Source organism: Spirochaeta lutea (genome assembly GCF_000758165.1).
In the GTDB taxonomy this organism is placed as follows: Bacteria; Spirochaetota; Spirochaetia; order DSM-27196; family Salinispiraceae; genus Spirochaeta_D; species Spirochaeta_D lutea.
In genome coordinates this window covers 260,329-273,825 of sequence record NZ_JNUP01000072.1, presented here as the reverse complement: position 1 = coordinate 273,825, position 13,497 = coordinate 260,329, and the positions used below count along the sequence as shown (strand labels likewise).

Genomic DNA, 13,497 nt, shown 5'->3' with positions numbered 1-13,497 from the left:
TCCATGCGATTAAAAGGCTCGCCGGGGCAGAAGGCGGTTATTTGGCTCTTTCTTGCACCAGCATCCATCAGTTTGTTTGTCTTTTTTCTGTATCCAATCGGATACTCCTTGGTGCTCAGTCTCTTTAACTATGATCCTCTCAAACCCCGGGAGGCCATCGAGTTTATTGGATTGGGGAATTTTACCGCGTACCTCGGGGGCACGGACTTCGTATCCCAGTACAAGCACGTACTGTATTACCTGATTCTCTATATTCCCCTGGTACTAACTACTTCCATGATTCAAGCCCTGCTGCTTAACCGGGAGTTTCCGGGGAAAACGGCGTACAAGGTGCTGTTTTACCTCCCGGTTATCTCGTCCTGGGTGGCGGTTGCCTTGATTTGGCGCTGGCTTCTCCACGGGCAGTACGGACTCATTAACAACCTGTTGGCATTCTTTGGGGTGGAGGGACCGAGCTGGCTCAATAATCCTCGGTGGGCTATGCCCGGGGTGGTGCTGGCAGCGGTTTGGAAGGATACGGGGTACTACGCCCTCATCCTCCTCGCGGCCCTGAAGGGGATTGATAAGGGGTATTACGAGGCGGCGGTGATTGACGGTGCCGGATACATGCAGCGCTTTTGGCGGATAACCTTGCCCCTGGTTACCCCGACCCTCTTTCTGCTGGTGGTTATCAATGTGATTGCGGGGTTTCAGGTATTCGAATCCATTTACATCATGACCGAGGGAGGTCCTGCGGGTGCAACCCGGGTTCCCGTGGAGCAGGTCTACCGGAATGCCTTCACCTACTACAAAATGGGGTATGCCTCGGCGGTGGCGTGGATTCTCGGGTTTGTCATAATGATTGCTACGGCGATCCAGTTCCGGGTTGAAAAAAAGTGGGTGAACTATGAGTCTTAATACGAATCTAACCCTACAGCAGCGAACCTACCGGAAGATCGGGCTGTACCTCCTGATGTCGGTTATCGGGATACTGGCCTTGCTGCCCTTTTTATGGATGGTCAGTACCAGTCTTAAGTCCAGAGAGGCAATCTACACCATCCCGATTCGTTGGATTCCCCAGGAACCGAGTCTGGACGCCTACAAGGCCCTGTTTACCCTGGCAAATCTGGATTTTTTCCGCGGGTTGTTTAACAGCTTCTACGTTTCGGCCCTGCTGACCTTCATCCCCCTGATTACATCAGCCATGGCGGCCTTTGTCTTCGCAAAAATAGAGTTTAAGGGACGGCAACTGCTCTTCCAGCTCTTTATCGCCACCATGATGATCCCCGGGGCTATAACAATGATCCCCAACTTTATTACCCTGCGGTCGGTAGGATTGCTGAACACCTATTCCGCTCTAGTATTGCCGGCCATGAGTAATGCCTTCGCCATCTTCTTTATGAGGCAGACCATGATCGGCATCCATGATTCCTACATAGAGGCGGCGATTATGGACGGCGCTTCCCTGCCGCGGATTTTCATCCATGTGATTTTACCCCTTTCCACACCGGTGCTCTTTACTATGGGGCTCTTCAACTTTATGGGGGCGTGGAATGGGTTTCTCTGGCCCCTGATTGTCCTTTCGGACAGGAGCAAGTGGACCTTGCAGCTGGGCTTGGCGAATCTGGGCTCCCAATTCTACAACTACCAGCATTACCTCATGGCCGGAGCGCTGGTTTCCATTGTTCCCATTATCGTGGTGTACCTGATCAGCCAACGCTATGTCGAAAAGGGACTGGCCTCGGGGGGAATCAAGGGCTAATCCAGGGTGTAAACCATGGATAGTGCGCAAAAGGAAAAGACCGTTTCCCTAGGAAACGTAAAAAACAAGGAGGGAGTATGAATCTGAGAATTCGTACCATCGGGATGGTTTTCTTGATGTTGGGTCTCATCGTTCCGGTTTTTGCCGGGGGTGATTCTGAGGCAGATAGCGGCGTTACAACAATCCGCTACGCAAACTTTTCCGCGGGAGAGGAGAACGCGGATACCCTGCAGGCTATGGTGGATCTGTTTGAAGCCGAAAATCCTGATATTAAGGTTGAGCTGGAATCCATGGGGTACGGTGACAACTATTTTACCACCCTGGTTACCCGCATCGCCGGGGGGGACGCTCCGGATGCCTTTGAACTGAATATGGAGCAGTTTCTCGCCTATGCCATCCGCGGTGCGGTCCGGCCCCTGGATGAGTTGTTTGCTTCAACGGGAATGAGTAAGGACATCTACGGCGAGGGGCTTCTGGATGCGGTTCGTTTTAACAACCAGGTCATGGCCATACCCCAGTCATTCTCAACCGTTGTCCTCATTTACAACAAGGACCTCTTTGATCAGGCCGGGGTAGGCTACCCGACGTCAGATTGGACCTGGGATGATTCCCTGGAAGCGGCACGGAAGATTTCTGCTCTTGGGGATGATGTATGGGGCGCCTTTAATCCCATCCAGTTTTGGGAGTTCTATAAGGTGGTTCAGCAGAACGGCGGCAGCCTGATGTCCGAGGATGGCAGCCGATTCACCATCAACTCTCCCCAGAATATTGAGACCCTGCAGTACATGGTGGACCGGGTGTGGAAACACGAGGTTATGCCGAATCGAGAACAACTGGCAAACCGGCCTGAGGGCGACCTCTTTGTGGAAGGTAAGCTGGGTATGTGGTTAAACGGGGTATGGGCCTTTACCGATCTTCGAAATCGGGTGGACTTTCCCTGGGGCATCGAGATTGAACCGGGAAATACCTCCAAGGCAACCCACTTCTTCGGGAATGTGGCTGCACTCAGCACTACCACCAAGAATCCCGAGGCCACCTTCCGATTTGTGAACTTCCTGGCATCGGACCCCCGGGCTGTACAGCTGCGCTTGGATGCCCAGTGGGAACTGCCCACCGTGGCTGATCCGGCCATCATGGATCAGTACATTTCCGATACTCCGCCGGAAAACAAAATTGCTGTAGTGGAATCCCTTCAGTATGCGGTTAAGCCGCCGGCCCTGGAGCAGTTCAGCGAGCTCACCAATATTGTGAATACCCTCATTGAGCAGGTTCGCGACGGACTGATGTCACCCAAAGAGGCCCTGGATTTGGCTCAAGAAGAGGCTACAGCCCGGATCCGGCTGTAGGAATTTCCGCTATTCGGAACAGGCTCTCCTGGGGAGATGCCTGATTCCGAATAACTTCAAGACCCCCGGTATACGGTTCGAGCAGTAATCGGGGGTCGTTTCTATTATAAGGATATCGTAAATGGGAAACAAGCAACTAGAAATCATCCATATTCCCCAGGGCAACGGCCAGCCCTACTACCAACAGCCCATGGAGCGGATCCCCCGGATGCCAAGAATGGGGGATACCGTGGTCTGTTGTGCCGAGGTTCGGCCCATGGACGGGGCGGAGACTATGGATCTGGAGTGGGCCTGGGAGGGTGGTAATACGGTACATACCGTCCATTGTGTATGTATTGGGGACAGCGACAGTGTGGGAAATAGCGGGACCCATAGATCCTGGCAGGGCAGTATTCCTCCGGTGACCCAGGGCGGAACCCTAACATACCGCTTTATTGCCAGAACCGGGTTTGAAACCGTTCAATCTCAGTGGTTCTCCTTCAGGGTAGAGGAACCCCTGGTATTTGAGCGGCTTGAACATGCCCGGTTCCTACCAGACGGGAGTTTGGAACTGGGAGTTAGGAATTCCCGGAATACCATAAGCAGTCTCATTATCACCCGGACGCCCCAGGGGGTACACGCAGGTATGAGTATTGAATCGGATGACAATCCGGTTTCCGGACTATCTGGTGGGGACGTACTTCCCTGGGTTTCTCTGCACGAAGACCGGAGTACCGGCAGCCCCAGGAGCATTGCAGAACAACCCGGGGTACGTGTAATTATTGAACATGAACCCTTTTCGGTGATCCTAATGGACACTGAAACGGGATGTACTATATCTCAAGCAGGGCCCATGGTAGCCCGGGGTTTTTACACCCCGGATGACCGACGGCTGTTCTCCCTGGAGGTGAGGTTTACCAGTCCGGAGCATGAGAGGGTGTACGGCTTTGGAGAGCGGTACAACCGGCTCAATCAGCGCGGTCAGATCCTTTCAAACCGGGTGTTTGAACAGTATAAGAATCAGAAGCTGAAGACCTACATGCCGATTCCCTTTCTCTTTACCAACACCGGATGGGGGTTGCTTCTGCAAAGTGACAGGACCATCGACTTTGATCTCGGTGCCACCCAGCCGGATCAATTAACAATCCAGGCAGAAACCGATAACCGGTTGTCCTTGGTCTTCTTAACCGGGCATCCCGGAGAAATCCTGAAGAGTTTCTACGCCCTGGAGGGGAACCCGGCCCTGCCGCCTGATTGGGTGTTCGGACCTTGGATGAGCGGAAATGAGTGGAACAGCCAGGCCCGGGTTTCTGAGGTTGTAGCAAAAACCAAGGAACTGAATATTCCGGCGGAGGTCCTGGTTATCGAGGCCTGGAGCGATGAGGCGACCTTCTACCAATGGAACGATAGCATTGCTCCCCTGAGGGATCCGAACCAGCCCCCGCGTCTTGGGGACTACCGGTTTCCCGAGACCGGCTTATGGCCCGATCCCAAGGGAATGATAGATTCCCTCCATGAGGCGGGAATGAAATTGGTGTTATGGCAGATCCCTGTGGTCAAGTACATGGGCCAAGGAGCGGGTCATGCTCAGCAAGATGCCGACTGGAACCATGCATCACGAAGGGGGCTTGTCTTTACCGAGGCCGACGGATCGGACTACAGGGTTCGGCCCGGCTGGTTCCGGTCCAGCTTATTGCCGGATTTTGCCCTGGAGGAAACCAGAGATTGGTGGTTTTCCAGGCGGCGGTACCTGGTTGAAGAGCTGGGGGTGGACGGGTTCAAGACTGACGGCGGCGAGCATCTTTGGGGGTACGAGGTTTCGGCGCCCTCGGGGGGATTTGGGGACACTAGGATTAATACCTTCCCCCGGGAATACCTGGAAGCCTATACCCAGTTCCTATCCGGGACTGCAACCCCGGCGCAGAGGGGAATCATTTTTAGCAGGGCGGGGTACCGGGGGGCTCACCGAACACCCATGCATTGGTCGGGGGATCAGGATTCCACCTGGGATGCCTACCGGGGCACAATCCGGGCGATGCTCAATGCGAATCTATCCGGTATCTCCTTTATAGGTTGGGATATAGGGGGCTTTACCGGACCGCTGCCCGACCCGGAGCTGTACATGAGAAGCGCCGCAGCTGCGGTATTCTCGCCCCTCATGCAGTACCACTCGGAGTATAATCACCATAAAACCCCCATCGTAGACCGGACCCCCTGGAATATCGCGGAGTTTTGGCGGGATGACGAGGTGGTTCCGGAGTTCCGATTCCTGGCCTATCTTCGTATTGCCCTGAAACCCTACCTGGTCCAGGAGGCTCGGTGGGCTGTGGAGAACCGGCAGCCCCTGATGCAGCCCCTGTTTTTCCCCTGGCACGATGATGACCGGGCGTGGCAGATAGAAGACAGCTACATGTTCGGGCGGTTTATGTTGATCGCGCCGATTTTGGAGCAAGGCAGAACCAGCCGGGAGGTCTACCTGCCCGAGGGCCGCTGGATCGATCTTTGGACCGGGGAGGATCTAACAGGCCCATGTACCGTTGTTGCCCAGGCGGAGCGCTCCCGGGTGCCGGTGTATATCGCTGAAGCCCGGGCGCACCGGGAATTATCCAAGGATCCCTCCGTCATTGTTCCCGGTCAGGGGACACTTGATTGGGTGGCAGCACAGCTTGATACGCACTAAGTAAAACGAGGAAAACCATGTATTTTCATAAGATAGACCATCCCTTCAATTTTAGTCCCAGTGCTCAGCCGGAAATAGAACCCCTGGCTGAGTTCGGGCCCGATGTATTCCAGGTAGCCATTTCGGTACCCGGGGCGGAGTCTCCGGGCTTGGAATCTCAACTAGGTGACCTGCCCCGGCGGCAGGGCGATGCCGAGGTGCAAACTGGGGGGGAAGAAGGCCGTTTCCGCCTCGAGCATTCGGATGCCCAAGGGCTGATACTCCGGCATAGCTCGGGAGCTCCGGTGTTGAACTCCCACCCCGTTCTGCCCTACGGAACCTCGGGACAGAAGTGGATGTTCAGCTTCCGCTTGGGGGGAATTGAGGGGTTCTACGGGATGGGGGAAAAGAACATCGGGTTTGAGAAGAGCCGCATCCGGACGAAGTTCTGGAATACCGATGTTTGGGCGGATTTCGCCGGCCCGGAGGTGGAGTCGGGTACCACCGATCCCATGTATGCCAGCTTCCCGGTACTGATTCTCCGGAGTGGTGGCTATTGGATAGCCTTCATTATATCCGGCGGATACCCTGCTTTTATGGACACCGGGGCAAAACAGGTCATCGAGGGGGTAAAGGATCCTGGGGTGGATTTGGATTTCTTCTACCTCGGCGCCACCGGCCCCGAGGACCGGAAGGGCCGATGCATTCTCGCTGCGGCCGAATCCCTGGAGGAGCTGATTCCCCGGATCAATAGAATCGCCGGGCTACCCCGTCGGTTTCCCCTCTGGGCTCTGGGGTACCATCAGTCCCGGTGGGGATACGGTTCCCTGGATGACCTTGAGGAGCTGTCCGGGCGGTTCACCAGGGAGAATATTCCCTGTGACGGGTTATGGCTCGATATCGATTACATGCATGAGTACCGGGTTTTCACCCTGAATACCACTGGATTTATCGGAGCGGAGCAGCGTCTACTGGCCCTCGGGCAGACCGGCCGGAGGGTTGTTCCCATCCTGGATCCGGCATTGAAGCGCGAAGAGGGGAATCCCCTGGTGGAGGAAGCCCGTACTGGGGGTCTCTTTTCATTGAATCCCTCGGGGAAGCCCTATGTGGGGTTTGTCTGGCCAGGGGCGAGTTACTTTCCCGATTTCAGTCTGCCCGAGACCCGGGCTTGGTGGTCCAGAAACGCCGCAGATCTGGCAGCCCGGGGATTCGCCGGGTTCTGGGTCGATATGAACGATCCCAGCACCGGCTCATCGTCTGTGGATGACATGCTCTTTTCCCGGGGCAGCATTCCCCATGAGGCCTACCATAACGACTACGCCAGGGATATGACCCGTGCCACCATGGAGGGGTTGGCCCGGGCCTATCCTGACAGGCGGCCCTTCGTGCTTTCCCGAAGCGGGTCCCTGGGGTCATCCCGGTGGGGAGCCTTGTGGACGGGTGACAATATGTCCAATTACCATCACCTGAACAAGGGTATCGAAATGGTGCTGAGTCTGTCCTTGTCGGGAATGCCCATGGCGGGGATGGATGTGGGGGGATTCGGCGGCGATTGCACCGCCGAACTGTCCCTGGATTGGCACCGGGCTGCTTTTTTGTTCCCGATTTACCGGAACCACAGCGCCTCGGGAACGGCACCCCAGGAACCCTGGCAGTTTGACCGGCGGACCCTGGGAGAAATATCCCAGGCAATCCGAGCCCGGTATACATTTTTGCCCTATCTCTACCAGCTGATGATCCGGTATACCTCCGCGGGAGAGCCGTTGATCCGGCCCATGATCTACGGCTCCTTCAACCCGGACACCGCCCACTGCGCCGACCAGTACTATATCGGACCCCATCTTATTCAGGCTCCGAAATTATCTGCGGGCCAAAAAACCCGGGCCATCAATCTTCCTCCGGGCGACTGGGCCGGAATCTTTACCCCTCATGAGCTATCCGGACCTGAAACGGCGGAGATTTCCCTGGATGAACATCCCTTCCCGGTGTATCTAAAGGCCGGGGTTCTGCTCCCCATTCAGCCCTGGAGAGAGGACATTCAGTCCAGTGATCAGGTCGCCCTATCCAACCCTGGCTTCGTACTGTATCCCGGAGGGTTAGATGATGGGGTGCCTGCCGGGCAGCCCATCCTTGAAACCGGTGAATACATCCTGGACGAGCCTGACGGCTGGAAGTACACCCGACACCAGGAGGGTATCCGTTGGAGGGTAGGCAGCACTGCTGAGGGAATGGAAATCACCCTAGAATCCGGGAGCCTGGCGGGCCAAGAGTTCGATTTCTACCTTTGGGCCCGCCGGACTTCCGTCCTTTGTAATGGCAGCCCGGTCGTATTCAAGCCAGGGAAGAACCCTGTACCCGGTTCTCAGGTGCCGGTATGGAAGGCGCGGATCCGGGTCTGAGGGATGCACCGCTGGGCTAACCTGGTACGCCTGGGATGTATGGAGAGTCCGGATTCAGACCTGAAGGGGAGGCCAGGCGTAATGCGGCCCCGGGAGACCGGTACAACCTCGGCTGGGTCGGTGAGGAGTCCGAAACAGGCTCGGTTGACAGAGGGGGTTCTGGAACCTACAATGGAAAGTCCTGGGTAGTGTTGGGATCCATGGCTGATCCTTCATGCTGCCCGGATCAAGAATCGTATATAAAACTGATCAGGCCGCACCGGTACAGGTGTGTGGAGCCGGGCTGGAAACAGCAACAGGAAGCTGCGTTCCTGCTGCAAACCCTGTGGGACAGAACTATTGTCCTGCAGGTTTTTTTTTGCCTGCGGGGAAGGAGTGGGCTATGTCAAAGGGCAAGGGTATTCATGAGGAACGCCGAGCGGCGGGATTAGCTGCCGGGGGTGTGTCCCAGGTGCCGCCAAGCAAGGGCGGAGGTGCGGCGTCGGGAATAGCTGCCGGGGCTGAGGGCGCGGTACCGTCCCGCCAAGACGGAGCGGCGGCTGGAATAGCTGCCGGGGCTGAGGACGCGGTACCGTCTCCCCATGAAGGCGACCGGTCAGCGAGTCAAGAGCCGGACCAGAATCGAAGCCGCCGGATTTACCGGGTAACCCTGGTGGGTTTCATGGTGAATTTGCTGCTTTCGGCAGGAAAGCTGGTTGCAGGAATCCTGGGACATTCCGGTGCGATGGTGGCTGATGCGGTGCATTCCCTGTCCGATGTGGGAACCGATGTGGTGGTTATCGGGTTTATTGCCATTTCAGCAAAACCCCGGGACAGGTCCCATGATTACGGTCACGGGAAGTTTGAAACCCTGGCAAGTGTAATCATCGGGTTTGTGCTGGGGGCTGTGGCAGCTGGTATACTGGTGCAGAGTGTGAATCTCTTCCGGGATTGGGCAGCCGGGGTTATCCTGCCCCGGCCGGAATGGTTTGCCCTGGTCGCTGCGGGGGTGTCTATCCTGGTGAAGGAGGGCTTGTTCCGTTACACCAGGGCTGTTGGGAACCAGGTGAAGAGTGCAGCTGTTACGGCAAATGCCTGGCATCACCGCTCCGATGCCCTTTCCTCGGTGGGTACGCTCCTGGGGATCGGGGGAGCCTATTTCCTCGGGGATCCCTGGAGGATTCTTGATCCCATTGCAGCAGTGGTCGTAAGCCTTCTTATCGGAAAGGCGGCGGTTGACCTGGTGCTTCCGGGGTTGAGGGAGCTTCTGGAGGCATCCCTTCCGGAAGAGACGAAACGGGAAATCATAGATCTCGTACGGACCCATGCCAAGGTGCATGATCCCCATAACCTTAAAACCCGCCGGTTAGGAAATGCCATCGTTGTGGAGTTTCACATCCGGGTTCATCCTGCCATGACCGTCCAGGAATCCCATGGTATAACCGTGCAGCTGGAGGCTGAGTTGCGCCACCGGTTCGGCGCCGCGACCCAGGTGACGATCCATGTGGAGCCCCAGAAGGATTGTGATTTGGTCCAGCACGATCCTTTGGAGCCCCTGCCCGGCGAGCCTGCTGGGCAGCCGGAGCAGAAGCAGAACTAGAAGTAGAAGTAGAAGTAGAAGTAGAAGTAGAAGCAGAAGCAGAAGCAGGGCGGGAAACCGAAGTAGTAAAAACAGCCGCCATAAAGCGGGTATCTGAAGAAATAAGGACAGTAGGTGCGGGGCAGGAGGTCGTAGTAATACCCCCTGCAAGATGGTTTCCGAGACTCTGGCCGGAAAGGGTATAAACCTGATACTGTACAGCCGCGGCGGCGTGGAATCCCCGCGTAGAAAGTAGGTGCCCCGGGTGCGGCGGCGTTGCCTCCCGGGAGCAGAGATGGGTCGACCAGCCCTTCCCCAGAACCGGCGCGACCGTTTGGGGGATGACCGGGCCGGAAACAGCCGGGACCTGATACAGCCGGAATCCCCTTTCTTGGAGATAGTTTGGAGATAGTAATCATGACTACCTATACCACCCCACTATTGACCCTCAGCTGCCTGGAAGCGGATCAGGCCGGGGAGCTTCTGGATTTCGAGCTGCGGAACCGGGATTTTTTCCGGCCCTGGGAGCCCATCCGGGAGGAGGACTATTTCACCCTGGCGGGGACCCGACAGCGTATCCTGGGGGAACATCAAGGGAACAGCCGGGGCAGCGATCTGGTCCTGTACCTCCGCTTGGCCGGGCAGGAACAGATCATCGGCCGGGTAGCCCTAACCGGTATCATCATGGGACCCTTCCAGTCCTGTTTTTTGGGGTATAAGCTGGATCGGAACCACACCGGCCGGGGGCTCATGACCGAGGCTGTGGGGAAGATCCTGGAAATCGGCGAGTTAGAGCTGGGGCTTCACCGGGTCCAGGCTAATATCATTCCCCGGAACGAGGCATCCCTGAGAGTGGTGGAGCGTCTGGGGTTTTCCATGGAGGGATTAAGCCGGCGCTACTTGAGGATAAACGGCCGTTGGGAGGATCACCTGCAGTTTGTGCGGTTGCTGGAGGGTGATTCGACTGCCATAACAGCAGAATCACCCCGGGAAAACACCGGGGAGCTGGAGCAGTACATCCACACCCATATTCCCGTGGTTCAAAAATCCGGCTTTCGGGTAGAGACCGAGGCCCTGAGGGTCCGGGTAGGGGGCCGCCTGGCCGACCACGTGAACCACCGGGGGTCGGCCTTCGGCGGCAGTCTGGGCACGGCCATGACCCTGTCGGCCTGGGGCCAGGTGAGGCGGATGGCGACGGCCTGGGGCTATTCCCGGGCGGTGGTGGTGATTCAAAACCAGCAGGTGCGCTTCCTGGCTCCGGTTACCCGGGACTTTTTCAGCATCAACGATCCCATTTCAGAATCCGAGCAAACCCGGGTCCGGGAGCTGCTGGAACGCTTCGGTAAGGCCAAGCTTACCCTGCATGCCCGGGTCTATCACCACGGCGAAGACCGGGCCCGGGCGGATTTCCGGGGCACCTTTGTGGTGTTTGCGGGGGACGATCGGGCATAATTGATACGGGAGGTCATCTCCAAGTGGCTCCTAATCCACCCTCACCAGGGGATAGTCGGTGTCTTGGAATTGCATGGAGGCTCTTTCCTCTGGGGATTCTGGAAATAGGATGGTAAGGGGAAGGCCTACGACCAGGAATCTGTGTTTCCCCTGGTGTATCATCGGTGATAGGCGTACCAGGGAGCCTGTGGAGGTTGTTTCCTTGTAAACAAGCCGGCCCCTTTGGTTTTCGATGAAAATTAGGTTTCCCTCGGGGCCCTCCGATGCTAGACGATAGGTTCCTGTGTATGTTTCGAGAGCCCGGTCCGGGAGGACTGGCTCATGGATGTCCGCAAAGGAGGGAAGGGAAACGCTTGGGTCGAGGATGTGGAGGGCAATCCGCTGTAACTCATCATCCGCTGAGGAGTTAGCCAATAAGACCACAGCGGCTTTCCTATCCCTTCGGTACCCGATAAAGGCCTGATATCCGTCACCATCCCCGCTATGGTAGAAAATGGTACCACGCCCATGACCATGGACCTGCCACCCCAAGGGGTGCCCCTTCCAACCCTCCTCGGTTATCCATATGTTGGATTCCATGGGCGTGCCGGCGGGGTTCAAGTGAGCTTCCAGGAAGATGAGGAGGTCACGGGTGGTGGAGTGGAGTCCTCCGGAGCCAAAGGCAACAGAGGGCGTAGCATGTCTGGAAGCGGTGGTTTCGATGCCATCACGGTGGGGCTGGGCGCTATTACTATCGGAGACTCCGGTGTAGGAACTACGGGTCATGCCCAGGGGGGAGGTGATGTACCGCCCTGTCAATGTCTCTTGGTCCAGACCGCTCGCGGTTTGCAGGGCGAGACCGAGTACAGCCATTCCGACATTGGAATAGGCCCGGGGGGCTGCTTGGGATGCCTGACTGGTACTGTTTCCCATAGCTTGATCTACCAATTCCAGGAGCAGAGCCTCCCTATTTGATGCCAGAAGGTCCAGGGGAAGGTCTCGAGGCAGGCCCGCGGTATGGGTTGCCAGCGCCCCTAGGGTGACGGGGTTGCCGTCGAGTACCCTAGGCCAGATTTCCCCAAGGGTTGTGGCCGGTGTGACAATCAGATTCCGGGTCAACGCGGCCAGAGTTTCGGCGGTGAAGATCTTGGTAACCGAGCCCAGGGCAAATACTGTATCCCCGTCGGGTATGCGACCGTTCTCTGCGGCGGTGGTGCCGTATCCGAAAATGCTAGTTTTACCACGATGGATCTGCCCGATGACAATTCCAGTTCGGTTTCCGGAATCCACAGCCTCACGGACAGCGGCCTTGACCTCCCGGGTAATACCTCCGCTCTGGGTTGTGATACAACCGGTTAAGAGCACCGGGAAGGAAAGGAGGGTAATAATACTAGGTTTAACTATATTCATGATTCATCCTCTTCATATTCATAGTCGAGCAGGTCTCCGGGTTTGCATTCGAGTACCCGGCAGATGGCAGCCAAGGTATTAAAACGGACTCCCCGCACATGCCCGTTTTTAAGAAGGGAAAGGTTGGTGACAGAAATCCCGACTTCTGCGGCAAGTTGATTGAGGGATACTTTTTTTTTCGCCATTAGTTCATCCAGCTTGACGATGATAGCCATTACACAATCTCGTCATTGTCTTGCTGAATCTCCATGCCAAGGCGGAATGCCTTCGCCATCACTAGGAGTACGAGCCCGGCAAGGGCAAGGCCTGGATCTATTTCAGGGAGTACCCGCCATTGTGTTTCAGAACCGGCAGCTCCCAGCATGGTAGTTATGGTCGTATCCGGAGCAATCCTATCCATGAGAAGGACTTGCCATGCCAGAGAAGATAGCAGCTGCCACACCGGGAGTCCCATAAGCAAGATACCTCCCCAGAAGAGCTCCCTCGTCGTCTCCCGTGAAAAGGGGCGGTCTGAACCTAGGGCTTTGAAGAATCGCCGCATGATCCACATCAAGCCTATCCATAACCCACCGGTGAGAACCACATCAATAACCCGAAGCAGTCCCGCTAAGAAACCGGGAATGACAATGGTAAGTTGACCCTGAACAGCCGTCATGGCAGCCTCTGAATCAATTCGACTGACCATGGGCAGGGCGGATCCCACTCCCATTTTCTCTACCGTAAAACCCGTAATCAGGGCCTGATCGATACGGGGTGAGATAATCACGAAGGCGACTGCCACAAGGGTGCCCAGGGCCGCCACTGCTAAGAGGGCTGTGAATATCCAGTAAAGCAAACGTGCTGACATCTGAAACTCCTTACTGTATCACTATACAAAAATTTTTATGTTTTACGATAAAAACATTATGTTTAACGTAAAATTTCTTGATTCACTCGCAGATTGGTTACTCACGGTTTATACTGCGCCTAGGATT

The 13,497-nt window shown here is 56.3% G+C and carries 10 protein-coding genes and 1 riboswitch; of the genes, 7 read left to right on the top strand and 3 right to left on the bottom strand.

All coding sequences use genetic code 11. The features are described 5' to 3' along the window. Nucleotides 1-3: 3 nt before the first annotated feature. The 7 genes from DC28_RS14855 to DC28_RS16320 all read left to right on the top strand — a co-directional run bounded on the left by DC28_RS14855 (nucleotide 4) and on the right by DC28_RS16320 (nucleotide 11,134). The gene (locus DC28_RS14855) at nucleotides 4-897 is read left to right on the top strand and encodes a carbohydrate ABC transporter permease (protein ID WP_037550405.1); all 894 of its coding nucleotides are present in this window, start codon (nucleotides 4-6) and stop codon (nucleotides 895-897) included. Beyond that, the gene (locus DC28_RS14850) at nucleotides 887-1,741 is read left to right on the top strand and encodes a carbohydrate ABC transporter permease (protein WP_052078968.1); all 855 of its coding nucleotides are present in this window, start codon (nucleotides 887-889) and stop codon (nucleotides 1,739-1,741) included. Before DC28_RS14855 ends, DC28_RS14850 begins: the two co-directional genes overlap by 11 nt. A 77-nt stretch (nucleotides 1,742-1,818) precedes the next feature. Next, complete coding sequence (locus DC28_RS14845) at nucleotides 1,819-3,087, top strand: ABC transporter substrate-binding protein (RefSeq protein ID WP_037550403.1); 1,269 nt, start codon at nucleotides 1,819-1,821, stop codon at nucleotides 3,085-3,087. A 121-nt stretch (nucleotides 3,088-3,208) separates the two neighbouring features. Further along, nucleotides 3,209-5,746, top strand: a complete 2,538-nt coding sequence (locus tag DC28_RS15980; protein ID WP_052078967.1) for a glycoside hydrolase family 31 protein — start codon at nucleotides 3,209-3,211, stop codon at nucleotides 5,744-5,746. Between the two features lie 17 nt (nucleotides 5,747-5,763). Then, complete coding sequence (locus tag DC28_RS15975) at nucleotides 5,764-8,124, top strand: glycoside hydrolase family 31 protein (protein ID WP_052078966.1); 2,361 nt, start codon at nucleotides 5,764-5,766, stop codon at nucleotides 8,122-8,124. A 235-nt stretch (nucleotides 8,125-8,359) separates the two neighbouring features. After that, nucleotides 8,360-8,460, top strand: a riboswitch (NiCo riboswitch). A 46-nt stretch (nucleotides 8,461-8,506) separates the two neighbouring features. Beyond that, a complete protein-coding gene (locus DC28_RS14825) occupies nucleotides 8,507-9,703 on the top strand; it encodes a cation diffusion facilitator family transporter (RefSeq protein WP_081942251.1) in 1,197 nt (398 codons plus the stop codon). A 396-nt stretch (nucleotides 9,704-10,099) separates the two neighbouring features. Further along, nucleotides 10,100-11,134 carry a YiiD C-terminal domain-containing protein gene (locus DC28_RS16320; protein WP_081942250.1) on the top strand — a complete coding sequence of 345 codons (1,035 nt, stop codon included), beginning with the start codon at nucleotides 10,100-10,102 and terminating at the stop codon, nucleotides 11,132-11,134. A gap of 30 nt (nucleotides 11,135-11,164) precedes the next feature. On the opposite strand, the gene DC28_RS14815 is transcribed toward DC28_RS16320, so the two are convergent. From DC28_RS14815 to DC28_RS14805, 3 genes are read right to left on the bottom strand one after another with little or no spacing between them, the layout of a single operon-like run. Further along, nucleotides 11,165-12,523 (bottom strand): serine hydrolase domain-containing protein, encoded by a 1,359-nt coding sequence (locus DC28_RS14815; RefSeq protein ID WP_037550399.1) that lies wholly within the window; start codon nucleotides 12,521-12,523, stop codon nucleotides 11,165-11,167. Further along, complete coding sequence (locus tag DC28_RS14810; RefSeq protein WP_037550397.1) at nucleotides 12,520-12,738, bottom strand: helix-turn-helix domain-containing protein; 219 nt, start codon at nucleotides 12,736-12,738, stop codon at nucleotides 12,520-12,522. Before DC28_RS14810 ends, DC28_RS14815 begins: the two co-directional genes overlap by 4 nt. Next, the gene (locus tag DC28_RS14805; protein WP_037550394.1) at nucleotides 12,738-13,370 is read right to left on the bottom strand and encodes a hypothetical protein; all 633 of its coding nucleotides are present in this window, start codon (nucleotides 13,368-13,370) and stop codon (nucleotides 12,738-12,740) included. Before DC28_RS14805 ends, DC28_RS14810 begins: the two co-directional genes overlap by 1 nt. Nucleotides 13,371-13,497 lie beyond the last annotated feature (127 nt).

Bases quoted from the DNA above. Each gene is read 5' to 3' on its own strand.
- DC28_RS14825 (WP_081942251.1), top strand. From the start codon at position 8,507: ATGTCAAAGGGCAAGGGTATTCATGAGGAACGCCGAGCGGCGGGATTA.
- DC28_RS14815 (WP_037550399.1), bottom strand. From the start codon at position 12,523: ATGAATATAGTTAAACCTAGTATTATTACCCTCCTTTCCTTCCCGGTG.
- DC28_RS15975 (WP_052078966.1), top strand. From the start codon at position 5,764: ATGTATTTTCATAAGATAGACCATCCCTTCAATTTTAGTCCCAGTGCT.
- DC28_RS14845 (WP_037550403.1), top strand. From the start codon at position 1,819: ATGAATCTGAGAATTCGTACCATCGGGATGGTTTTCTTGATGTTGGGT.
- DC28_RS14850 (WP_052078968.1), top strand. From the start codon at position 887: ATGAGTCTTAATACGAATCTAACCCTACAGCAGCGAACCTACCGGAAG.
- DC28_RS15980 (WP_052078967.1), top strand. From the start codon at position 3,209: ATGGGAAACAAGCAACTAGAAATCATCCATATTCCCCAGGGCAACGGC.
- DC28_RS16320 (WP_081942250.1), top strand. From the start codon at position 10,100: ATGACTACCTATACCACCCCACTATTGACCCTCAGCTGCCTGGAAGCG.
- DC28_RS14810 (WP_037550397.1), bottom strand. From the start codon at position 12,738: ATGGCTATCATCGTCAAGCTGGATGAACTAATGGCGAAAAAAAAAGTA.
- DC28_RS14805 (WP_037550394.1), bottom strand. From the start codon at position 13,370: ATGTCAGCACGTTTGCTTTACTGGATATTCACAGCCCTCTTAGCAGTG.
- DC28_RS14855 (WP_037550405.1), top strand. From the start codon at position 4: ATGCGATTAAAAGGCTCGCCGGGGCAGAAGGCGGTTATTTGGCTCTTT.